The organism is Sinomonas atrocyanea (assembly GCF_030811715.1).
GTDB classification, from domain to species: Bacteria; Actinomycetota; Actinomycetes; order Actinomycetales; family Micrococcaceae; genus Sinomonas; species Sinomonas atrocyanea_A.
Genome location: NZ_JAUSRH010000001.1, coordinates 434,732 through 455,918 on the forward strand (window position 1 = coordinate 434,732; position 21,187 = coordinate 455,918).

Consider the following 21,187-nt stretch of genomic DNA (forward strand, 5'->3'; position numbering starts at 1 on the left):
TAGCGCGCGAGTCATCACCCCGCGGCCTTCCTCCCCAGCTTTCCTGCACTCGTCCCCAGCTTTCAGGCTCCGCACTCAGCTGAGGCGGGGGATCAGACAGATGACGCTGGCCTCACGCGCGCCAAAGTCGGGGAGCACAGCAGCGAATGTTGGGGAGGACTGCAGGGAAAGTCGGGGACGACAGCCACGGGTGACCTGAGAGCATTCGGAGGCCACCGGCGTCGGGCGTCACCACGCCAGACCCGACCTCGCGCACCCACGGGGTGACCTCGGGCCCACACCGGGTGACCTCGGGGTTCTACGGGGTGACCTCGGGCCCACACCGGGTGACCTCGGGGTTCTACGGGGTGACTTCGCGGTCAGGCGGGGAGGGAGAGGTTCTCGACGATGTGCTCGGCGATGGCCATCGACGAGGTCGCCCCGGGCGAGGGCGCATTGCGGATGTGGGTGATGCGGCCGCGGCGCTGGATCGCGAAGTCGTCCACGAGGCTGCCGTCCCGGTTCATGGCCTGGGCCCGGATGCCGCGCGAGGCGCCCACGGCCCGTGCCCCCTCGAGCGCGGGGACGTACCGGCCGGCCTCGGCGATGAAGCGCGCGGGCGAGGCGAGCGTGCGGATCTCCCGCGCCGCCGTGGCGAGGTTGTGGCCCGAGAACCGCCAGAAGCCGCCGAAGGACAGCGTGGACGCGACGTCCCGCACGTCGAGGCCGAGCCCCGCGTATCCCTCGCGGGAGAGGGACAGGAAGGCGTTGGGCCCCACGGTCATCTCGCCGTCGACCCGTTTGGTCAGGTGCACGCCGAGGAACGGGTAGCGCGGGTCCGGGACGGGGTAGACGAGGCCCCGGACCACGTCTCGGTAGTCGGGCTCGAGGACGAAGTACTGGCCGAGGAACGGCACGATGGCCGGCCCCGCCTCCTCGCCGGACCGGGCGGCCAAACGGTCCGACTGCAGCCCCGCGCAGGCGATGACCGCGTCGAAGCTCTCCTGCCCCTCGGCCGTCTCCACCGTCGCCGACGCACCGGCCTCTGTCACGGCCCGCACCTCGGCGCCGAACCGGACGGTACCGCCCGCGGCGCACGCGTCGTCGAGGAGGGCCTCGGTGACGCGGGCGTAGTCCACGATGGCGGTCTCGGGCGAGTGGAGCGCGCGCCGGCCCACGGCATGGGGCTCGATCTCGCGCAGCTCGCCGGGGCCCACCATGTGCACGCCGGGCACCCTGTTGGCGACCGCCCGCTCGAAGATCCGCTCGAGCCTGGCCTCCTCGTCGGAGTCGAGGGCAACGACGACCTTCCCGCACGCCTCGTAGGGGAGGCCGCGCTCGGCGCAGAGGTCCCGCAGGAGCCCGACGCCGCGGCGGCACAGCCGCGCCTTGAGTCCGCCCGGCTCGTAGTAGAGGCCCGCGTGCACCACCCCGGAGTTGTGCCCCGTCTGGTGCGCGGCGGGGCGCTGCTCCTTCTCGAACACGGTGACGGCGGCACCGGGGAACCGGCGCGTGAGCTCCCGCGCCACGGCCGCGCCGATGATCCCCGCACCCACCACGGCGAAAGACTCTCCTGCGCCCACGGTGCTCCTCTCCCCCGCCGGACCCCCGTGGCCCCGCCGGACCCACGCTGCGTGGGCCCAGCCTAGCGAGGAGGCGGCCCACGGCGACGGCCCACGGGGCCTATCATGTGCCGAGAACCCCAATGTTTCCCAGAGGAGGCCAGTGAACACGTCCCCGACGCCCGCCGAGGTCTACCATGCGACCCCAGACACCGCGGAACCGGTCCCCGCTGCGCTCGAGGTCACGTCCGCCGAAGCAGGGCGGCGGCTCGCGGACAGGGACGACGTCCTGCGGCACAAGAAGCGCGGCTACGCGCTCGTCAACCGGACGCAGACCCCTCACGAGGCCATGGTCGAGGACCTCCTGTTCGTCCGCGACGTGCTGGACCGCGCGGACATCCCCTATCTCCTGGTGCGCGGCAACGACGCGCGCCCGGTGATCGCGGTGGACTGGACCCGGCGCAAGGACCTCCGCCGCGCCCTCGTCGAGGCGTGCCGCGACGAGCCGTTCTACTCCCTGACCGTGGACGCGCGGAAGGACCGGGCACTGCTCGTGGCGGACGGCAGGCTTGCGGAGTCCGGGCAGGCCCGCATGTTCCGGCTCTACCGGCCGCGGATCGAGCCCGCCGGCGGGCTGCGCTACGGCCACGAGACGGGCGTGCAGGTGGAGCTGTGGAAGTGGGAGGGCGAGACCCTCCAGCTGCCCATCGAGAACTCCCTCACCAGGCGGACGCTCCCGCGCAACGAGGCCGTCCGCGGGACCGTCGAGCGCTTCGGCCGGACCTGGCCGACCATCGAGAACATGTTCGCGGACCACGCGACGGACATCGACTTCACGATCGACATCGTGTTCTCGTGGGTGGACGGCGCCGACCCGGAGCTGCGGCGCTACCGCGAGTCGTTCCTGCCCGGCGTGGTCCACGGCGAGGGCGACGACGCCGATGCCCGCGTGCGCCAGATCAACGAGCTCAAGTACGCCCTGCGCAGCGTGCACATGTTCGCGCCCTGGATCGGGCGGATCTTCATCTGCACGGACTCGAAGCCGCCGGCGTGGCTCGACACCGCCCACGAGCGGATCACGGTCGTCCCGGCCGCGGAGCACTACAAGGACCCCTCGGTGCTGCCGGTCTTCAACTCGCAGGCCATCGAGTCCCAGCTGCAGCACATCGAGGGCCTCTCCGAGTACTTCCTCTACTCGAACGACGACATGTTCTTCGGCCGGCCCCTTGGCCCGGACATGTTCTTCTCCCCCGGCGGCATCACCAAGTTCATCGAGGCGTCGACCCGGATCGGGCTCGGCGACAACCACCTCGACCGCTCGGGCCACGAGAACGCCGCCCGGGTGAACCGGCGGCTCCTCTATGAGCGGTTCGGCCGCATCACCACACGACACCTCGAGCACACGGCGGCGCCCCTGCGGAAGTCCGTGCTGCTCGAGATGGAGGCGGAGTTCCCCGAGGAGTTCGCGCGCACGGCGGCCGCCCGGTTCCGCTCGTGGGACAGCATCTCGGTCACCAATTCCTTCTACCACTACTACGCGCTGCTCACGGGCCGCGCGGTGACGAAGGTGGGCGCCAAGGTCCAGTACATCGACACGACGGTCCGGGCGGGACTCGAGGCGCTGCCCAAGCTGCTCAAGAAGCGCAACCAGGACTTCTTCTGCCTCAACGACGGCTCGTTCCCCGAGGTCTCGGGCGAGGAGCGACAGGAACGGGTGACGGACTTCCTCGAGAAGTACTTCCCCATCCCCGCGCCCTGGGAGCGGCCGGCCGCAGGGTAGCCCCGCGCCGCCTCAGACGGTGGGCAGCATGCCGGTGGCCGGGCCGATCCTCTCGGACGTGTCCCGGCGCGTGCGCCGGCCCGCCCCGTCGTCGGCGGGGAAGGTGACCCCGTGCTCGACGAGGACCCGCTCGACGTCCTCCGCGGGCACGAACCGGCCCACGGTGTCGCCGCCCGCGGCCGGCACCACCGAGTGCACCACGGAGTCCGCGTACACGTGGACCAGGTTGTACGCCTGGGCGCCGTCGCGGCCGCGCGTGGCCCTCAGGCCCGTGGCCGGGTCGACGGCGGCGGCGAGGTCCTGCGTGTAGCACGTGGCGGAGGCGACGGAGACGGGGACGCCGGCGAAGGTGCCGGAGGTCGAGTAGTGCAGGTGCCCGGCGAGGATCGCCCGCACGTCCGAGCCGCGCAGCACGTCCGCGAGCGCGGCCTGCCCGCGCAGCTCCACGAGCACCGCGAGCTCCTGCACGGACGGCACGGGCGGGTGGTGCATGGCGAGGATCGTGCCGTCGGGCGCCGGGAAGCTCAGCTCCTCGGCGAGCCAGCCGAGCTGCGCGGGCGAGAGCTCGCCGTGGTGCGCGCCCGGAACGCTCGTGTCGATCACGACGACGCGCAGCCCGTTGACCCAGTGCACACGGTCGAACGGCTCCGCGGAGGGCTCCTCCCCAAGCAGGTGCTCCCGGAGCGCGGGCCGCGAATCATGGTTGCCCATGGCCCAGATCAGGCGCGCACCGAGGGCCTCGGCGGCGGGCTCCGCGATCTCGCGCAGCCGCGTGTACGCCTCGGGCTCGCCCCGGTCTGCGAGGTCACCGGTGACGACGATCGCCTCGGGCGAGCCGCCGGCGTCGTGCATCTGGGCGAACAGGCGGCGCAGCCTGGCCTCGGAGTCGAGGGAGCCCGCGAGGAGTCCGTCGCCGAGCAGGTGCGTGTCGCTGACGTGGAGGAGGAAGTGGCGCGGCCGCGGATGCTCGGCCTGGATGGTGCCCATCGGGACCCTTCTATCGTCTCGGAGTCAGTTTCCCCAGTGCACACATCCAAGACATCGCGTGGGTGAATGTCCAGTTAACGCGCCACAAACCGCCGGATACAGAGGGAACACGCAGGCGGCCGACGGCGGAACGGGGGTTCCGCCGCCGTCCGCCCTTCCGCTGTGGCCCGGCCAGCTCAGGCCTCCGGCTGGGAGTGCAGCGCGACGGTCTCCGCGTCCGCACCGAGGCCTGCCCCGGCCTGGGTGTGCCGCTCGCGGATCTCGGCGACGATCTTGGCGTGCCGCTCGTCGGTGAGGTCGTAGAAGAACATGATCACGCCCGCGGCGATGGCGAGGACCGCGGGGATGAGGCCCGCGGCGATCTGGATCCCGAGCACCGCCTGGGAGGACTGCTGGGCCGCGTGGCCGTCGTACCCGCCCCAGGCGATCGCGTAGCCGGCGAGCGCGCCGCCGATCGCCTGGCCCGTCTTGCGGGTGAAGGAGAACAGCGAGTAGATGATGCCCTCCGAGCGCACGCCGGTCTTCCACTCGCCGTACTCGACCGTGTCGGCCTCGAGGGCCCACACGACGATGTTGACGCCGACCACGCCGGCCATCGCGATCACGAAGCCGAGGAAGCCGAGCCACACGAGGGCTGCGGGAGAGAACAGCACGATCGCTCCGCCCACCACGAGGACGCCGACGAACGCGATGTAGACGGCGCGCTTGCCGGCCCTCGCCACGATCGCCGGCATGACGGCGCCGAGGGCGAGCGTCACGACGAGCTGGACGATGGAGAGCGCGGGGATGAGGGCGAGGCTGTGCAGCACGTCGCGGAAGTAGTAGACCTGCACGGTCGTCAGCGAGAGGTAGCCGGAGAGGAAGAGCACCGAGGACAGGCACAGCATCAGCAGCGGCTTGTTCCCCTTGAGGGTCTGCATGCTCTGCCTGAAGGAGACCTTCGGGACGTCGCGGACCACCCGCTCACGGGTCGTGAAGAACGTGAACAGGTACAGGGCGACGCCGAGGACCATGCCGATGATCGTCACGGTCGTGAAGATCGGCTGGAGGTCGGCGCCAGACTTGAGCAGCGGGGCCACGAAGATGCCGAGCGCCGATCCGACGAGCAGCGCACCGATGGTCCGGGAGGACGCGAGCTTGGCCCGCTCCTTGGGCCGGGGGGTCATGGCGCCGGCCATGGAGCCGTAGGGGATATTCACGAGCGAGTACGCGAGGCCCAGGGCAACGTAGACGATGTACGCGTAGGCGAGCTTGCCGCCCGCCCCGATCTGGGGAATGTGGAAGTTCAGGAACGTGAGCACCATGAGCGGCACGGCACCGAACAGGATGAACGGGCGGAACTTGCCCCAGCGCTTGGTGTACGTGCGGTCCACCAGGCGCCCGGCCAGGAGGTCGGAGAAGGCGTCGAAGATGCGCACCACGAGGAACAGCGTCCCCGCGGCCGCCGCGGAGATCCCTGCCACGTCGGTGTAGTAGACGAGCAGGAACATCGTGGTGGTCGTGAACGCGAGGTTGTTCGCGGCGTCGCCCGCGCCGTAGCCGATGATGCTCCTCAGGCCGAGCTTGCTGGCCGTCGCCGGGGCGGAAGTGGGTGAAGACGTCATTGTCGTGGTCCTTGGTCCTGGTGCTGTGGTTGCTGCTGGCCCGGGCCTCAGCCCTGGGGCGTGGCCTTGTTCTGGGTCCAGCGCCGGCGCAGTGCGAAGGCGGCGGCCTTGGGCCGGCGGTCGCGGGTGAAGGCGCCCTTCTTGTTGCCGTCCACGCGCATGATGCCGTTGGAGGTGGCAAAGTCGGCGAAGTTCCACACGTGCTCGCCGGCCATGGCATCGACGCGGTCGAACACGCGGTGGAACATCTCCAGCAGGTCGGCCTGGTACTCCTCGCTCCACGGCTGGTCGTAGAGGGAGTGGAAGCCGGCGAGCGTGTCCGCCCCGTACTCCGTCATGATGATCGGCTTGCCGAGCTTGGCGTCCCACGCGCGCAGCTCGGCCTCGAGTGCGGCCTCCGCAGCGACGAGGTCGCCGGTGTTGACGTACCAGCCGTAGTAGCGGTTGAGCATGATGACGTCGAACAGGTCCGTGATGGTGTCCTTGTCCGGCCCGTCGAACATGACGTTGACGAAGCCCACGGGACGCGTGGGGTCCAGCTCGCGGGCGAGCGCGGCGAGGGGCTCGAAGTACCCGCGCGCGCCCTCCTCGGAGGACTGCGGCTCGTTCGCGATGGACCAGATCACCACGGACGGGTGGTTCTTGTCCCGTGCGATGAGCTCCTCGATGACCTGCCGGTGGGCGGCGGCGGTCTCGCCGTTGACGAAGTCGGGGCCGTAGGTCGTCTTCGCGCCGGTGCCGAAGAACCCGGCGAAGTCTGCGTTGAGGCCCACGGCCGGGGTCTCGTCGATCACCACGATCCCGTGCCGGTCGGCGTAGTCCATGATCTCCTCGGAGTACGGGTAGTGCGAGGTCCGGAAGGAGTTCGCCCCGATCCACTCGAGGAGGGAGAAGTCGTTGACCATGTGGGCGCCCGAGTGGCCCTTGCCGATCGTCGCGTGGTCCTCGTGCATGCCGAAGCCGGTGAAGTAGAACGGCTCGCCGTTGATGAGGAAGTCGGTGCCGCGGACCTCGACCGTGCGGACGCCGAAGGTCTGGGTGTAGGAGTCGACCACCGCGGCCCCGCCGGCCGCGGCGCCCGCCGGGGACTCGCCGTCGTGCGCGAGGACCTCGACGACGAGGCGGTAGAGGTAGCCCTTCCCGGGCTGCCAGCGGACGACGCCGGGGATCGCCACGGTGCCGGAGATCCCCTCCGCGGTGCCCACCTCGGTGCCCTCGGCGTCCAGGACGCGGACGCGCACGGGGTGGATGTCGGCGCCCTCCCCCGCGACGAGCACGGCGTAGTCGACCGTGCCGGTGGTGCCGTCGCCGTCGAAGCCGGTGACCACCGTGATGTCCTCGACGTGGACGACGGGGGTGCTGTAGAGCGCGATGCTGCGGTGGATGCCGGCGTAGTTGTAGAAGTCGTGCATGTACGTCTGCGTGCGCCGGCCCGAGGCGTCCTCGGCGATGCTGCCGGGCGGGATGGTGGCCTGGGTGAGCTCGTTGTTCACGGCGACCGTGAGCCGGAACGTACCACCGGGCGCGACGTGGCCGGTGATGTCCGCCTCGAACGGCGTGTAGCCGCCCTGGTGCTCGGCCACGAGGGCGCTGTCGACGAAGACCTTCGCCCCGTGCGTGACGGAGGCGAAGCGGAGGACGATCCGCTCGCCGGCCCAGCCGCGCGGGACGCGGATGTCGCGCTGGTACCAGACCCAGCCGACGTGGCCGCGGACGGCCGGATCGGCGAAGACGTCGTTGTAGCTCGCCGGGACGGCCATCTCGAGCGGCGTGGCCAGCGGGGCGTCCTGCCACCGCTCGCGGAGCCCCGCATTCCCGGAGTCGACCCTGAAGGCGTACAGCCCGTCGAGGCTCACGAGTTCGCGTGTGGGTCCGTCTTGCGGCTTGAGCATGGTGCACATCCTGGGGCTGGAGGAATCGGCTTCCGTTCCAGCCTAGGAATCAGTGCAACGTGCGGCAATCGTTTGCCAAAAGTTGCCACTTCAACTGTGTGCTCAGGCCCGGAGCCACTCCGCGGCCTCGTCGGCGATCTGCTCGGGCTGCTCGGCAATGTCGAAGACGCGGCCGCGCTCGTCGTCCTGGAGGGGCTCGAGCGTGGCGAGCTGCGAGTCCAGGAGGGAGACGGGCATGAAGTGCCCCGGGCGCGCGGCCATGCGGGCGGCGAGGAGCTCGCGCGCGCCGTGCAGGTGCACGAACACCGTGTCCGGGGCCGCCTCGCGGATGATGTCCCGGTAGGCGCGCTTGAGCGCGCTGCAGCCGATCACCATGGTCCCCGAGGCCCCGGCCATCTTCTCCCCGATCAGGCGCAGCCAGGGCTCCCGGTCGGCGTCGTCGAGCGGGATGCCCGCCGCCATCTTGGCGACATTGGCCTCCGGATGCAGGTCGTCTCCGTCGAGGAACTCCCCGCCCAGCTCCTGGGCGAGGAGCCGGCCCACGGTGCTCTTGCCGCATCCGGAGACGCCCATCGCGATGACGTGGAACGTCCCGCCGTCCGCTGCGTCGGTCACCAGTCGTGCACCGTGCCGTCGATGAGGCGGTTGTACGGCAGGTAGGCCTGCTGGTAGGGGAAGGAGTTCGCGGCCTCCTCGTTGAACTCGACGCCGAGGCCGGGCTTGTCGCCCGGGTGGAGGTAGCCGTCCTTGAAGGTCATCGACTGCTCGAAGACGGTGTTGGTCTTCTCGGAGTGCTGCATGTACTCCTGGATCCCGTAGTTGTGGATCGCAAGGCCCACGTGCAGCTGGGCGGCGAAGCCCACCGGGGAGATGTCCGTGGGGCCATGGAAGCCGGACTTGATCTGGTACTGGGCCGCGTAGTCCATGACCTTCTTCAGCGGCGAGATGCCGCCGAAGTGGGTGGAGGCAGCCCGGACGTAGTCGATGAGCTGCTCGCGGATGAGCAGCTGGAAGTCCCAGACGGTGTTGAAGATCTCGCCGATCGCGAGCGGGGTGGTGGTGTGCTGGCGGACCAGGCGCAGGCCCTCCTGGTTCTCGGCCGGAGTGCAGTCCTCGAGCCAGAACAGGTCGTAGGGCTCGAGCGCCTTGCCGAGCTTGGCGGCCTGCATGGGGGTCATGCGGTGGTGGCCGTCGTGCAGGAGCGGGATCTCGGGGCCGAACTCGTTGCGCACGGCCTCGAAGACCGTGGGGAGGTGGCGCAGGTAGGCCCGGGTGTCCCAGTCCTCCTCCTGCGGGTACGCGCCGCGGCCCGCGGGCTCGTAGTCGTAGCGCTCCCCCGAGGCCTGGGACTGGGCGGCCACCCCGTAGACGGCCTTGATGCCCGGGATGGCGGTCTGGACGCGGATGGACTTGTAGCCGAGCTCGAGGTGCTCGCGGATCGAGTCGAACAGCGAGGGAAGGTCCGTGCCCGAGGCATGCCCGTAGGCGCGCAGTCCGCGGCGGGACGCGCCGCCGAGGAGCTGGTAGACCGGCAGGCCCGCCACCTTGCCCTTGATGTCCCACAGGGCCATGTCCACGGCGGCGATCGCAGCCATCGTCACCGGCCCCCGCCGCCAGTAGGAGGAGCGGTAGAGGAACTGCCAGGTGTCCTCGATCATGTGCGGGTCCCGGCCCACGAGCAGCTGGGCCACGTGCTCCTTGAGGTACGCCGCCACGGCGAGCTCGCGCCCATTGAGGGTCGCATCGCCGATCCCGGTGATCCCCTCGTCCGTGGTGACCTTCAGGGTCACGAAGTTGCGCGTCGGGCTCGTCACGAAGACTTCAGCGGAGACGATCTTCATCGTCGCTTCCTTTCACTGGGGCCGGGGGCTCGCGTTCAGCATACTGACGGGCCGGGGTGATGGCAAACGTTTGCCGCACATTGCCAGGGGCGGTCACTCCCCGGTGAGGGTGCCCCGCAGGGAGTGGATGCGGTCCACCACGACCGGATCGCCGGCGAGCGTCGGCGACACGAGCTCGGCGAGTGCCTGGGTCCGCTCCCTGCCCTCGAGGGACGCCGCGCCGAGGACCTGGTCCTTGAGCGGGTCCTGGAAGTCGCCCGAGGCCGCGGCGGAGACGAAGTCCATCCACACCGCGACCATCCGGGCCGCTCCGACCCCCGTGCGGCCCCGCGCGATCTCGGCGGAGAGCACCGGGACCGCGCGCATGCGCAGCTTGGTGGTCCCGTCCGCGGCGATCTGGGCGAGGTGGTGGGCGATCCTCGGATTCGAGAACCGCTCGATCAGCGCCCGGCGGTACTCCGGGACGGCGAGCTCGGGCAGCGTCAGGTGCCGGGCGGCCTCGTCCCAGAAGGCCTCCACCGCCTCGCGGCACGCGGGGTCGGCCACGGCCTGGGCCACCGTCGTGTGGCCGCGCAGCTGCCCGGCGTACGCGAGGATCGAGTGGGCGCCGTTGAGGAGCCAGAGCTTGCGGTTCTCGAACGGCTCGATGTCCGTGACGAACTGCGCGCCCGCGTCCTCCCAGCGCGGGCGCCCCGCGGGGAAGTCGCCGGCGAGGATCCAGTTCGCGAACGGCTCGGCCACCACGGGCGCCTCGTCGCGGTAGCCGCACCGCGCCGCGACCAGGGCGACGTCGTCCGGCGTCGTCCGGGGTGTGATGCGGTCCACCGAGGTGCCCACGAAGCTCACGTTCTCCCGCATCCACGAGGCGAGGCCGGGGTCGTGGCCCTCGGCGATGGAGAGCAGCGCCTTCTCGGCCACCTCGGCGTTGCCCGCCACGTTGTCGCAGCTCACGACGGCGATCGGGCCGGCTCCCGCCTCCCGCCTCGCCGCGAGCCCGCGGCACAGCCGCGCGAGGGGCGAGTCGGCGTCGTGCTTCTCGTAGACCGCCTCGGTGACGGTCAGCGTGACGATCACGGTGGCCGGCGCGGCGAGCAGGGCGTCGAGGCGGCCGGTGTCCGCGCCGTCGACCGCCTCGGCGATCGAGCCGACCACCTCGAAGCGGTCGCCGTCGCCGCCGCGCTCGATCAGCGTGAAGAGCCCGTCCTGGGCCGCGAGGACGCGGGCGGCGTCCGGCCGGCGACCGGTGAAGGAGGCGATCCCCCACTCGGCGGCATCGGAGGCGTGGGCGGTGAACCAGGCCTGATGGGATCGGTGGAACGCGCCGAGGCCGAGGTGCACGATCCGCACCGGCGGCGCGGGGGCGCCAGACCTGCCCAGGAGGGGAAGCACCTCGGTGGAGACGGTGGCATGCATGGGGATTCCCCTTTCGGGACTGGGAGCTAGAGCTTGAAGACGCGCCGCGGCGAGCCGTCGACGAGGTCCACGATGATCTCGTGGGCCCGGGACTCGGTGATGCGGTGCTCCGCGACGAGCTTCGCGAGGAAGCCCGCGTCCATGCGGCGGCTCATGTTGTGCCGGGCAGGAATGGAGCAGAACGCGCGGGTGTCGTCGATGAAGCCGGAGGTCCGCGTGAAGCCGGTGGTCTCGGTGACGGCCGAGCGGAAGCGCAGGATCGAGTCCGGCGCGTCGAGGAACCACCAGGGGGCGCCCACGTACACGGACGGGTAGAAGCCGGCCAGCGGCGCGAGCTCCCGGCTGAAGACCGTCTCGTCGAGGGTGAAGAGGACGAGGTGGAAGCCCTTGGCGGTGCCGAAGTCCTCCAGGAGCGGGCGGATGCCCTCGGTGTAGTGCACCGCGAACGGGATGTCGTGGCCGGTGTCCGCGCCGAACCTCTCGAACGTCGCGGTGTGGTGGTTGCGGAAGGAGCCGGGGTGGAGGGTCATCACGAGGCCGTCGTCGACGCTCATGCGGGCCATCTCGTACATCATGTGGCCCTCGAACACGTCGCGGTCGGCCGCGGTCGCCTCGCCCCGGCGGGCCTTGGCGAACAGTGCCTCGGCCTCCGCGGCGTCGAGCTTGAGCGTGAGCGGCGTCCGGACGCCGTGGTCGGCGGAGACAGCGCCATTCTCCACGAAGTAGCGGCGCCGGTTCTCCAGCGCCCTCAGGTAGCCCGCGTAGCCGCCGACGCCGTCGCCCGCCTCTGCCGTGAGCCTGTCCACCCGCTCGGCCCACTCGGGGTGCGCTACGTTGAGGTAGGGATCGGGGCGGAACGTGGGCAGGACGCGGCCGGCAAACGATTCGTCCTTGGCCAGGAGGCGGTGCGCCTCGAGCGTGTCGAGCGGATCGTCGGTGGTGGCGAGCACCTCGAGGCGGAAGTCCTTGAACAGCTGGCGCGGGCGGAAGGACGGCTCGGCGAGCTTCGCCGCGATCGCGTCGTACACGGCGTCGGCCGTCTCGGCGCCGAAGGAGTCCACGGTCTCGGCAGAGAGGCCGAAGACGTGCTCGAACTCGCTGCGGATCCAGTAGCCCGAGGCGGTCCCGTCGAAGAGCGGCCACGCGGCGGCGAAGTGCCGCCACGCCGTGCGCGAGTCCACACCGTGGGGACCCGGGCCCACCCGGAGCTGGTCCAGCCCCACACCGCCCGCGTGGATGAGCCGGGTGACGTAGTGGTCGGGGCTCACCAGGAGGGCCGTGGGGTCGGGGAACGGGGTGTCCTCCGCGAGCATCTCCGCGGGCACGTGGCCGTGCGGGGAGATGAGCGGGAGGTGCTCGACCTCGGCAAGCAGCTCGCGCGCGATCGCCCGGGTTCCGGGGTCCGCCGGCAGGAGGCGGTCCGGGTTGGCCGCGATGGACTGGCTCATGGGTGCTTCTCTTCTCTCGTGCTCAGGTCTGTCGGTCTCTCGCAGGGCGGTCAGCCCGCCTCGACGCCGGCGGCCTCGAGGACCTTCGCGAACGCCCGGGCCGCCACCCCGAAGGCGTAGGGCCCGCTGAACCCGCCCAGGGAGAACGCCTCGGCCAGGTGCGGCTCGAGCGAGGCGAAACCCGTGTACCCGCTGTCGCGCAGGGCCTCGACAGTGCGGAGCACCTCACCGTCGCCCTCGCCGGCGGGGACCACGCTGCCGTCCGCGAAGAGCGCGTCCTTGACCTGGAGGTAGACCACGTGGGGGCGCAGGAGCTCGTAGCCGTCGGTGAACGGCTTGACGCCGACCTGCACGAAGTTCGCGGGGTCCCACGCGAGCTTGAGCGCCGGGGAGTCCACGCTCGTGACGATGTCCGCCACACGGGACGGGATGTCGCCGAAGATGTCCTTCTCGTTCTCGTGCACGAGCGTGACGCCCGTGCCCTCGGCCCGCCGGGCGAGCGCCGTCATGCGCTCGATCACGGCGTCGCGGACCTGCTCGGGCGCCTTCCCCTCGTAGAAGAAGGAGAAGATGCGGATGTACGGGGCACCGAGGACTTCCGCGGCGCGGAGGGCCCGGCCCAGCCGCTCGACCTCGTGCTCGACCGGGAGCTCCACATCCACCTTCCCGATCGGGGAGGCGATGGCGGAGACGTTCAGGCCGGCCTCGTCGAGCACGCCTTTGAGGGCAGCGAGCTGTTCCTCGGACAGGTCCACGATGTTGGTGCCCCACGCGCTGCGGACCTCGATGTGGCTCGCGCCGAGGGCGCGCATGACCGCCGCCTGGACGCGCGGGTCGTCGTCGATCTCGTCGCCGAACCCGGACAGGTCCCAGCGCAGTGCCGCTGCTTGGCTTCCCTGGATGCTCACTTCACTCCTCCGGCGGTCAGGCCGCCCACTAGGTACTTCTGGAAGAACAGGTAGAGGATCACGACCGGCGCCGCGCAGACGAGCGAGGCCGCCATCATCTGGCCGTAGAACGGGATCGCACCGCCCTCGCTGCCGGTCGCGAAGATCTGCAGCGCCACGGCTGCGGTCTGGGTGTCCGGCCGGGTCATGACGGAGGCGAAGAGCACATCGTTCCAGCCGAGCAGGAAGGCGAAGATGGCGGAGACGATGATGCCGGGCCAGCTCAGCGGCAGGATGATCCTGGTGAGGATGCCCATATTGCTCGCGCCGTCGATCCTCGCCGCCTCCTCGAGCTCCTTGGGCAGGCCGCGCAGGTAGGTGACCATGACCCAGGTGGAGAACGGCAGCGCGAACGTCAGGTACGTGACGATGAGGCCCCAGCGTGTGCCGATCACGGTGATGCCCAACGTGGTGGCGGCCGAGGAGAACAGCACGAACACCGGCAGGACCAGCAGCGTGCCCGGCACGGACTGGAGGCCCAGGAGGGCGCGCAGGATGGTGAGCCGGCCGAAGAACTGGTACCGCACGAGCACGTAGGCCGTCCCGATCGCGAGGACCGCGGAGATGACGGCGGTCGCGCCTGCGGCGATGATCGAGTTCGTGAGGGCGTTGGCGAGGCCGACGCTGGACCAGATCTTCGAGTAGTTGGCGAGGGTGAACTCGGCTGGCCAGAAGTCGCCGCGGGCCACCGAGATGTCCGAGTTGATGCTCGCGAGGAAGATGTACAGCAGCGGGGCCAGGACGAACAGGCCGAGGGCCGCGATGACGAGCCCGATGAGCCACACCGGCAGGAGTCGGGTGACCTCGCCCTGCTGGCGCGAACCCGGTCTGTCGACAAGGGCGCCGGGGGTGACGGCCTGGGTGGCGGACTGTGAGAGGGTCACTCGCGGCCTCCCGGGGCTTCGGCGTCGTCGAGCTTGACGGCGCGCAGGTAGATGAACAGCGGGATGAGGATGAGGATCAGCGAGACGACCGCCATGGCGGCGCTGAGCCCGAAGCGGAAGCTCTGGAAGCTCGTCACGTAGGTCAGGACGGGCAGGAGCTCCACGTCGTGCGGGGCCGGGATGCCGAACAGGACGAACGGGAGCGTGAAGTTGTTGATGTGGTTCAGCATCCCGATGATGAAGGCAAGCGAGACCGGGCCCTTGAGGTAGGGGAAGACCACGTACCGCAGCTTGGTCCACCACAGCGCGCCGTCCAGGGCGGCGGCCTCGTGCACCTCGTGGTCAACGGACTGCAGGCCCGCGAGGGCGAGCAGGTACACGAACGGCCACGACGCCCAGAGCTGGACGAAGATGAGGGCCCAGTACGTGTTGGGGCCGTTCAGCCACAGGCCCGGATCGACGCCGAAGGCACCGAAGGAGTGGTCCACCACGCCCTGCGGCTGGAACATCGTGCGCCAGACCGTCGCCACGACGAACGAGGGCAGCACGTACGGGATGAGGAAGACGGAGCGCACGACCGCGCGGCCCCTGAAGGCATTCTGCGTCGCCACCGCGGCCGCGATGCCGATCGGCAGCGCGAGGACGGTGGCGATGAAGGAGTAGGACACGCTGAGCCAGACGGCGTGGAACAGCTCGGTCTGGGTGACGGCCTCGATGTAGTTGGCGAGGCCGATGAACGGCGCCGACACCCACTTGCGCAGCGTGTACTGGTCGAGGTCGAGCGTGGACATGAAGATGCCCAGGACGAGGGGGACGAGGATGACGATCGTCATCAGGATCCCGCCGGGCAGGAGCATCCACAGGGGACGGTTCCGCTCGGAGAGGCCGCGGCGGCGCGGAGTGCGCGGGGTGCGGGCCCCTGGAGTGCCGCCGAGATCGGCGGGACGGTGCCGGGGGGCCCGGCCTGCCGCGGGTGCGGCGGGCCGGGTCTCCGGCTTCGGGGTGCTTGCAGTGCTCATGTCAGTCACGCGGGAGGTCCCGCTCTCTCACTTGGCCCTGTCGAGGGACTGCTGGGACTTGGTCTGGGCGTCCTTGATGCGCTGGCTCAGAGCGGCATCCGAGACGTTGCCGGAGGCGAGATCGGGCAGGGACTGCACCGTCACGTTGAGCAGGGCGAGCTGGATGTCGCCCCATGCCCCCGTGAACGGCGTTGCCTTGGACTCCTTGGCGGACTCGGTGCTCGCAGCCATGTGGGGTGCGCTGGCCAGGGACGCGAGGGCGTCCGCGTTCGCGGGCAGGTCGCCGAAGGTCTTCTGGTAGTTCAGCTGCTCGTCCTTGCTCGTGACGAGGTTGACGTACGCGAAGGCGAGGTCCTTGTTCTTCGAGTAGTCGGCGACCACGAGGTTGTCGCCGGACAGGATCGAGGCCGCCGGCTGATCGGACTTCGAGGAGGTCTCACCGGGAGCCACGGTCGGCATGAGCGAGTACTCGAACTTGTCCTTGATGGCGGACTTCTGCAGCGTCGGGAGCGAGGTCGTGGTCGTCATGAGGAAGTAGGCGGACTTGCCTGACGCGAAGTCCGCGAGCGCCTGGCTGTTGCTCCAGCCCACGGCGGCCGGATTGACCACCTTGTCCTTGGTGAGCCAGCCGAAGTAGGTCTGGTAGGCCTTCTGGACGGCCGGGTCGTCGAGCTTGGCGGTCTTGCCGTCCACGAGGGGGTTGCCCGCCTGCACCGACATCGCCCAGATGTACTTCCAGGGGTCGAAGTTGTCCTTGTAGGCGACGCCCATCCCGTACTGGCCCTTGGACGGGTCGGTGAGCTTCTTGGCCTGGTCGAGGAGGCCGTCCCACGTGGTGGCCGGCTTGTCGATGCCGGCCGCCTTGAGGAGGTCCTTGTTGTACGCCATGACGAACGGGCGGCTCACGAACGGGATGCCCGCGAGGTGGTCCTTGTCCGGGCCGGAGATCCCGAGCGCGGCCGGGTTGAAGCGGTCCTTCCCGCCCACCTTCTTCCAGTCGTCGTCCGAGAGCGTGACGAAGGCCTTCGTGGCATAGGCCGTGGGAGTGAAGGTCGTGCCCAGCGAGTACACGTCGGGGCCCTGCCCCGACACGACGGACGTCTGGATCCGGGTCAGCTCGTCGTTCGCCGACGTGAACGTCTCGAACTTGAGGTCGGCCCCGGTCTGGTCCTTGAACTTCTTCGCGGTGTCCGCGAACCACTGCTTCTGCTGCTCTGGGTAGTTCGTGTTGACGTTGACCAGGACGTCGAGCGTCTTGCCCGCCCCGTTCACCGCCCCGCCGGACGACGATCCTCCGCCCGACCCCGAGCCGCACGCGGCCAGGGCGAGGGATGCCACAACAGCGAGGGAGGCCACTTTGGCCGTGCTGCGGATTCGCATATGTCTCCTCCTTGAGTACGTTGCGAGCCAGGACGCACTGTGATCCAGCTCACTGCTCTTCCCCACGACCCCCAGCCTAGGAAGAGGAGAACACACCGGCAAGCGATTGCCAAAAGTTGCCAGTGCTGCTGGAATGGAGACATGAGTGACACGAGCGCCCCGTCGGCCGCCGCCGACGGGGTGGACCACCGCATGCCGACGATCCGCGACATCGCCGAGCGTGCCGGCGTCGCGACATCGACGGTCTCGCGCGCCCTGTCGAATCCCCAGCGGGTGAACGCCCGCACCCGCGAGCGGATCGAGAAGATCGCCGCGGAGCTCAACTACGTGCCCTCGACCCAGGCGCGGGGGCTCAGTTCCGGGCGCACCGGGGCCATCGCCGTGCTCGTGCCGGACGTGACGAACCCGTTCTACTTCGACATCATCCGCGGCACGCAGAACCAGCTGAAGGCAGCCGGCTACACCCAGCTCCTCGTCGACACGGAGGAGGCGACCGACGTCGAGCTCGACGCGCTCCGCCGGCTGCGCCGCACGTCGGACGGCATCATCCTCGCAGCCTCCCGCCTCACCGACGCTCAGCTCGCGGAGGTGGCGGGCAGGCAGCCGCTCGTCACCATCAACCGGGCGACGGCGGACGCGCCCACCGTGCTCATCGACACCCCGGGTGCCATGGTGCAGGCCCTCGAGCACCTGGCCTCCCTCGGCCACACCAAGGTCACCTATGTGGGCGGCCCGACCAGTTCCTGGTCCACGCACCGCCGCTGGCAGGCCATTCAGGAGGCCGCGTCCCGGCGGAACATCGAGGTCACCCGGATCGGCCCCTACGCCCCCAAGACGCTCTCCGGCGCGGCCGCCGCCGACGCCGCCCTGGGCACGGGCGCCACGGCGTTCATCGCCTTCAACGACCTGATCGCGATCGGCATGCTGCAGCGCTTCCGTGAGCGCGGCGTCCGCGTCCCCGAGGACGTGAGCATCGTCGGGTGCGACGACATCTTCGGGGCCGACTTCTGCAACCCGCCGCTTACCACGATCTCCTCGCCCATCGAGCAGGCCGGGCGCACCGCCGTGTCGATGCTGTTGGCCCAGCTCGACCCGCTCCACGGCGGAACGCCGCGCAAGCTCGCCGTCATGCCCACCTACCTCCAGGTGCGCGCCTCGACGGGTCCGGCGAAGAAGGCCTGACGAGGACACGACGGCGGCCCGGCGCTGATGCGTCCGGGCCGCCGTCCTGTCCTTGCTCGCCCCTCAGGAGCGCTGGGGGAACTTGCCCTCCTCGGCGATCCGCTTGTTGAGCTCCGCCAGGAACTCGCCCTCGTCGAAGTCCATCGGGACCTCCTTGCCGGTCCAGGCCGAGAGATGGATCGCGTTGGCGAGCCGGACCCCGAGGATCCCGTCGCTTCCGGGGGCGATGAGCGGGGTGCCGTCGAGGATGTTCGCGGCGAAGTTCTCGAGGACGGTCGCGTGCTGGCCGCCCCACGCGGTGTCGAACTCGAGCGTCTCGTGCGTGTAGTACTCGTTGGGATCGAACTGGTCGCTCGTCATCTTCCAGATGTCCTCGGTGGGGATGCTCGCGTTGATCTCCTGCTCGGAGCGGCGGTAGCGGGTCACGACGGCGGTCTTCGAGTCGGTGACGACGATCTTGCCCGCATCGCCCGTGATCTCGAAGCGGTCCGTGCCGACCAGCTCGTGGGTCGCGGTCGTGAACGTGCCGGTGGCCCCGCCGCCGTAGTCGACGACGGCGACGACCTCGTCCTCGACGTTGATCTTCCTCCGGAAGCCGAAGCCGGCCTTCGCGAAGACGCGCTCGGGCACGCCGCAGATCCACTGCCACAGATCGAGCTGGTGGGGAGCCTGGTTGACCAGCACGCCGCCGCCCTCTCCGCCCCATGTGGCCCGCCAGTCGCTCTGGTCGTAGTACGCCTGCGGGCGGTACCACGTGGTGATGATCCAGTTGGTGCGGCGGATCGCGCCGATCTCCCCCGCCTCGACGATCTCCTTGAGCCGGCGGTAGAGCGGGTTGGTGCGCTGGTTGAACATGATCGCGAACGTCAGCTCGGGCTTGGTCGCGGCGAACTCGTTGAGCTCGCGGACCTGCTTGGTGTAGACGCCCGCCGGCTTCTCGACGAGCACGTGAATGCCGCGCCCGAGCGCCTGGATGCCCATCTGCGGGTGGAGGTAGTGGGGCACGGTCGTCACGACGGCCTCGACCTCCCCGGACTCGAGCATGGCCGCGTAGTCGTCGAACAGCGCGACCCCCGGGTGCCGCTCGGCCGCGAGCTCGCGGCGCGCGGGATCCGTGTCGGCGATGGCCGCGACCTCGATGTTCGGCACCCGGCCGTCCGCGACGAGCGCTGCGTACTGGCTGCCCTGGTTGCCGAACCCGACGATGCCGAGGCGGACTTTCCTGCTCATGCTGCTGCCTTCCTAGAAGAGGTCGCCGAAGCCGAGGGCGACGAGGTTGTCGTGGGAGGTGGTGAGGGCCTCGAACACCGTCCGGCCGTAGAGCAGGTCCTGCTCGACGAGGAGGTAGCGCGCGCCGGCGTCGATCGCGGCGGGCACGATCGCGGCGAAGTCGAGGTTTCCCTCGCCGACCTCGGCGAACTGGACCACGTCCTTGAAGCAGCTCTGGAAGGTGGCCGAGTCGCCGGACTCGTAGGCCGCGATGCCCTCCTCGGGCAGGGCGCCGATGCGGTAGTCCTTGAGGTGGACCATGGCGGTGCGGCCCGCGTACTTCGCGAGCGTGCGCACGGGGTCGAGGCCGCCGCGCTGGACCCAGTGGACGTCCACTTCGAGGCCGATGCTCGGCGCCTCCTCGGCGAGGATGTCCATCACGTAGCGGCCGCCCATCTTCGCGAAGTCCACGTGGTGGTTGTGGTAGTAGAGGGTGATGCCGTGGTCGGCGAGGGCCTGGGCGGCCTTCTCGACCCGGCGGGCGTAGTCGACCACGCGGTCCTCGCTGCGCAGCTCGGACATGGGGAGCATGCCGATGCGGAGCATGTCGGTGCCGAGGCGGCCGCAGTGGGAGGCTGCGCGCTCGACGTCGACGGCAAGCGGATACGGCGTGGCGCCGGCTTCGCCGTCAAGCTGGGCGGACAGGGCGGCGAACTCGATGCCCAGCTCGCCGCGGGAGCGCTCGAGTTCGGCGATGTTCGCCTCGTCCATGGGGATCTGGGAGACCTCGACGGCGCGGTAGCCGATCTCCGCGACCTTGCGGAGCGTCTCGAACGGCCCGGTGTCCGCGAAGCTCTCCCTGAGCATCATTGCCTGCACGCCGATCTTGGCCATGGCTCTCCTCAATCGTTCCTCGCGGCCGCCATCCAGTGGCGGCCGTCACAGAGTGCTCTCACTCTAGGCAGGGGGAATGACTGATGGTAAACGTTTGCCAGAAGTTGCCGCTTTTCAGACCCACGCGCCCGGCGGGTAGGAGCGCGCGTACACGTCCTTGATGAGCCGCAGGGACTCGGACGCCTCGCGCGCTCCGATCCAGAACCGCTCCCCCGCAGCGACCGAGCGGTAGAAGTCTGCGATGAGCAGCTGGTGGGACGCGCCCCAGTAGCTGCGCTCCCCCGGAAGGACGCCGGCCTCCTCGACCGTCTCGATGCGCCCATCGGCGTACCGGACGGTGAGGGTCCCGCGCAGGCTCAGCTCCGCGGACTCGGTCTGGATGTCCAGGGTCACGGGGGCGTTCAGGCCGTTCGCGTTCGTCGCGAAGAAGACGCTGCGCGGGCCGCCGGCATGCTCCAGCACCAGGTCCGCGGTGTCCTCAACCTCGATCACCCCGCCCAGCAGCCGGGCCGAGGCCCGGCCGTCGACCACCCTCGCGGGCCCGACGAGCCACTGGAGCAGGTCGAGCGTGTGGATCGCCTGGTTCATGAGAAGGCCGCCGCCGCTGCCGGCCCAGGTGCCGCGCCAGGGTCGGGCAGCGTAGTACTCGGCCGGCCGGTGCCACATGACCGTGGCCTGGGCGCCGAGCACGGCGCCCAGGGTGCCGCCGGCCAGGAGGTCGCGCATCGCGGTGACCGGCGCGTTGTAGCGGTTCTGGAAGCACACGCCGAGCTGGGTCCGCCCGGCCAGCCACGCGGCGTCGGCCGCCTCGATGAGGCGCTCCGCGTCTGCGAGGGTGTGCGCGAGCGGCTTCTCCGTCAGGACGTGCACGCCCGCGGCGAGCGCCTCGAGCGCCTCCGGGACGTGCTGGCTGTGGGGGGTGCAGACGTGGACGACGTCGGCGCCTCCTCCGGCGAGCAGCTCACCGACGCTCGCGTGGCCGGGCACGCCGTGGGCAGCGGAGGCGGCCTCGCGCCGCGCCGGGTCCGGGTCGACGACGCCGACGAGCCGCACCGCCCCGTGGGCTGCGAGCGCGCCGATCGCTGCGAGGTGCTGGGCCGAGATGTCGCCGCAGCCGATCACGGCGGCGCGGAGCACGGGCGGTTCCTCAGGCTGCATCCCTCCAC

The 21,187-nt window shown here is 70.2% G+C and carries 17 protein-coding genes; 2 read left to right on the top strand and 15 right to left on the bottom strand.

Features of this window, described 5'->3' with window-relative positions; genetic code table 11:
• Positions 1-359: 359 nt before the first annotated feature.
• Positions 360-1,562, bottom strand: a complete 1,203-nt coding sequence (gene lhgO / locus J2W21_RS02100; protein ID WP_307112847.1) for an L-2-hydroxyglutarate oxidase — start codon at positions 1,560-1,562, stop codon at positions 360-362.
• 142 nt (positions 1,563-1,704) lie between these two features.
• Here lhgO and J2W21_RS02105 point away from each other — a divergent pair, with 142 nt between their 5' ends.
• Positions 1,705-3,321 carry a stealth conserved region 3 domain-containing protein gene (locus tag J2W21_RS02105; RefSeq protein WP_307112848.1) on the top strand — a complete coding sequence of 539 codons (1,617 nt, stop codon included), beginning with the start codon at positions 1,705-1,707 and terminating at the stop codon, positions 3,319-3,321.
• Positions 3,322-3,333: 12 nt separating this feature from the next.
• Here the strand turns inward: J2W21_RS02105 and J2W21_RS02110 are convergent, their stop codons facing one another.
• From J2W21_RS02110 to J2W21_RS02160, 11 genes are all read right to left on the bottom strand, one after another.
• Positions 3,334-4,308: a phosphodiesterase gene (locus J2W21_RS02110; RefSeq protein WP_307112849.1), complete on the bottom strand. Its 975-nt coding sequence runs from the start codon at positions 4,306-4,308 to the stop codon at positions 3,334-3,336.
• A gap of 176 nt (positions 4,309-4,484) precedes the next feature.
• Positions 4,485-5,912 (bottom strand): glucuronide transporter, encoded by a 1,428-nt coding sequence (gene uidB, locus J2W21_RS02115; protein ID WP_307112850.1) that lies wholly within the window; start codon positions 5,910-5,912, stop codon positions 4,485-4,487.
• A 47-nt stretch (positions 5,913-5,959) separates the two neighbouring features.
• On the bottom strand, positions 5,960-7,804 hold the full coding sequence (gene uidA / locus J2W21_RS02120; protein ID WP_307112851.1) for a beta-glucuronidase: 1,845 nt from the start codon (positions 7,802-7,804) through the stop codon (positions 5,960-5,962).
• 102 nt (positions 7,805-7,906) lie between these two features.
• Positions 7,907-8,419 (bottom strand): gluconokinase, encoded by a 513-nt coding sequence (locus J2W21_RS02125; protein WP_307112852.1) that lies wholly within the window; start codon positions 8,417-8,419, stop codon positions 7,907-7,909.
• Positions 8,416-9,645, bottom strand: a complete 1,230-nt coding sequence (gene manD / locus J2W21_RS02130) for a D-mannonate dehydratase ManD (protein ID WP_307112853.1) — start codon at positions 9,643-9,645, stop codon at positions 8,416-8,418. The genes J2W21_RS02125 and manD overlap by 4 nt, the downstream gene beginning before the upstream one ends.
• A gap of 93 nt (positions 9,646-9,738) precedes the next feature.
• Positions 9,739-11,058, bottom strand: a complete 1,320-nt coding sequence (locus J2W21_RS02135; RefSeq protein WP_307112854.1) for a mannitol dehydrogenase family protein — start codon at positions 11,056-11,058, stop codon at positions 9,739-9,741.
• 26 nt (positions 11,059-11,084) lie between these two features.
• Positions 11,085-12,506 carry a glucuronate isomerase gene (gene uxaC, locus J2W21_RS02140; RefSeq protein ID WP_307112855.1) on the bottom strand — a complete coding sequence of 474 codons (1,422 nt, stop codon included), beginning with the start codon at positions 12,504-12,506 and terminating at the stop codon, positions 11,085-11,087.
• A gap of 50 nt (positions 12,507-12,556) precedes the next feature.
• On the bottom strand, positions 12,557-13,414 hold the full coding sequence (locus J2W21_RS02145; protein ID WP_307112856.1) for a sugar phosphate isomerase/epimerase family protein: 858 nt from the start codon (positions 13,412-13,414) through the stop codon (positions 12,557-12,559).
• Positions 13,411-14,337, bottom strand: coding sequence for a carbohydrate ABC transporter permease (locus tag J2W21_RS02150; RefSeq protein WP_307112857.1), 927 nt, complete (start codon positions 14,335-14,337; stop codon positions 13,411-13,413). Before J2W21_RS02150 ends, J2W21_RS02145 begins: the two co-directional genes overlap by 4 nt.
• Positions 14,334-15,356 carry a carbohydrate ABC transporter permease gene (locus tag J2W21_RS02155; protein ID WP_307112858.1) on the bottom strand — a complete coding sequence of 341 codons (1,023 nt, stop codon included), beginning with the start codon at positions 15,354-15,356 and terminating at the stop codon, positions 14,334-14,336. The genes J2W21_RS02150 and J2W21_RS02155 overlap by 4 nt, the downstream gene beginning before the upstream one ends.
• Positions 15,357-15,383: 27 nt before the next feature.
• Positions 15,384-16,736: an ABC transporter substrate-binding protein gene (locus J2W21_RS02160; RefSeq protein WP_307112859.1), complete on the bottom strand. Its 1,353-nt coding sequence runs from the start codon at positions 16,734-16,736 to the stop codon at positions 15,384-15,386.
• Between the two features lie 141 nt (positions 16,737-16,877).
• Here J2W21_RS02160 and J2W21_RS02165 point away from each other — a divergent pair, with 141 nt between their 5' ends.
• Positions 16,878-17,918 (top strand): LacI family DNA-binding transcriptional regulator, encoded by a 1,041-nt coding sequence (locus tag J2W21_RS02165; protein WP_307112860.1) that lies wholly within the window; start codon positions 16,878-16,880, stop codon positions 17,916-17,918.
• Positions 17,919-17,981: 63 nt separating this feature from the next.
• Here the strand turns inward: J2W21_RS02165 and J2W21_RS02170 are convergent, their stop codons facing one another.
• From J2W21_RS02170 to J2W21_RS02180, 3 genes are all read right to left on the bottom strand, one after another.
• Positions 17,982-19,148: a Gfo/Idh/MocA family protein gene (locus J2W21_RS02170; RefSeq protein ID WP_307112861.1), complete on the bottom strand. Its 1,167-nt coding sequence runs from the start codon at positions 19,146-19,148 to the stop codon at positions 17,982-17,984.
• 12 nt (positions 19,149-19,160) lie between these two features.
• Complete coding sequence (locus J2W21_RS02175) at positions 19,161-20,021, bottom strand: sugar phosphate isomerase/epimerase family protein (RefSeq protein WP_307112862.1); 861 nt, start codon at positions 20,019-20,021, stop codon at positions 19,161-19,163.
• A 114-nt stretch (positions 20,022-20,135) separates the two neighbouring features.
• Entirely contained in the window at positions 20,136-21,179 is a 1,044-nt protein-coding gene (locus tag J2W21_RS02180) for a Gfo/Idh/MocA family protein (RefSeq protein ID WP_307112863.1), read from the bottom strand.
• Between the last annotated feature and the right edge of the window lie 8 nt (positions 21,180-21,187).

What these genes read in the sequence shown, in the direction of transcription:
- J2W21_RS02175 (WP_307112862.1), bottom strand. Translation starts at nt 20,021, where the DNA reads ATGGCCAAGATCGGCGTGCAGGCAATGATGCTCAGGGAGAGCTTCGCG.
- manD (WP_307112853.1), bottom strand. Translation starts at nt 9,645, where the DNA reads ATGAAGATCGTCTCCGCTGAAGTCTTCGTGACGAGCCCGACGCGCAAC.
- J2W21_RS02135 (WP_307112854.1), bottom strand. Translation starts at nt 11,058, where the DNA reads ATGCATGCCACCGTCTCCACCGAGGTGCTTCCCCTCCTGGGCAGGTCT.
- J2W21_RS02155 (WP_307112858.1), bottom strand. Translation starts at nt 15,356, where the DNA reads ATGAGCACTGCAAGCACCCCGAAGCCGGAGACCCGGCCCGCCGCACCC.
- uxaC (WP_307112855.1), bottom strand. Translation starts at nt 12,506, where the DNA reads ATGAGCCAGTCCATCGCGGCCAACCCGGACCGCCTCCTGCCGGCGGAC.
- uidA (WP_307112851.1), bottom strand. Translation starts at nt 7,804, where the DNA reads ATGCTCAAGCCGCAAGACGGACCCACACGCGAACTCGTGAGCCTCGAC.
- uidB (WP_307112850.1), bottom strand. Translation starts at nt 5,912, where the DNA reads ATGACGTCTTCACCCACTTCCGCCCCGGCGACGGCCAGCAAGCTCGGC.
- J2W21_RS02180 (WP_307112863.1), bottom strand. Translation starts at nt 21,179, where the DNA reads ATGCAGCCTGAGGAACCGCCCGTGCTCCGCGCCGCCGTGATCGGCTGC.
- J2W21_RS02160 (WP_307112859.1), bottom strand. Translation starts at nt 16,736, where the DNA reads ATGCGAATCCGCAGCACGGCCAAAGTGGCCTCCCTCGCTGTTGTGGCA.
- J2W21_RS02165 (WP_307112860.1), top strand. Translation starts at nt 16,878, where the DNA reads ATGAGTGACACGAGCGCCCCGTCGGCCGCCGCCGACGGGGTGGACCAC.
- J2W21_RS02110 (WP_307112849.1), bottom strand. Translation starts at nt 4,308, where the DNA reads ATGGGCACCATCCAGGCCGAGCATCCGCGGCCGCGCCACTTCCTCCTC.
- J2W21_RS02170 (WP_307112861.1), bottom strand. Translation starts at nt 19,148, where the DNA reads ATGAGCAGGAAAGTCCGCCTCGGCATCGTCGGGTTCGGCAACCAGGGC.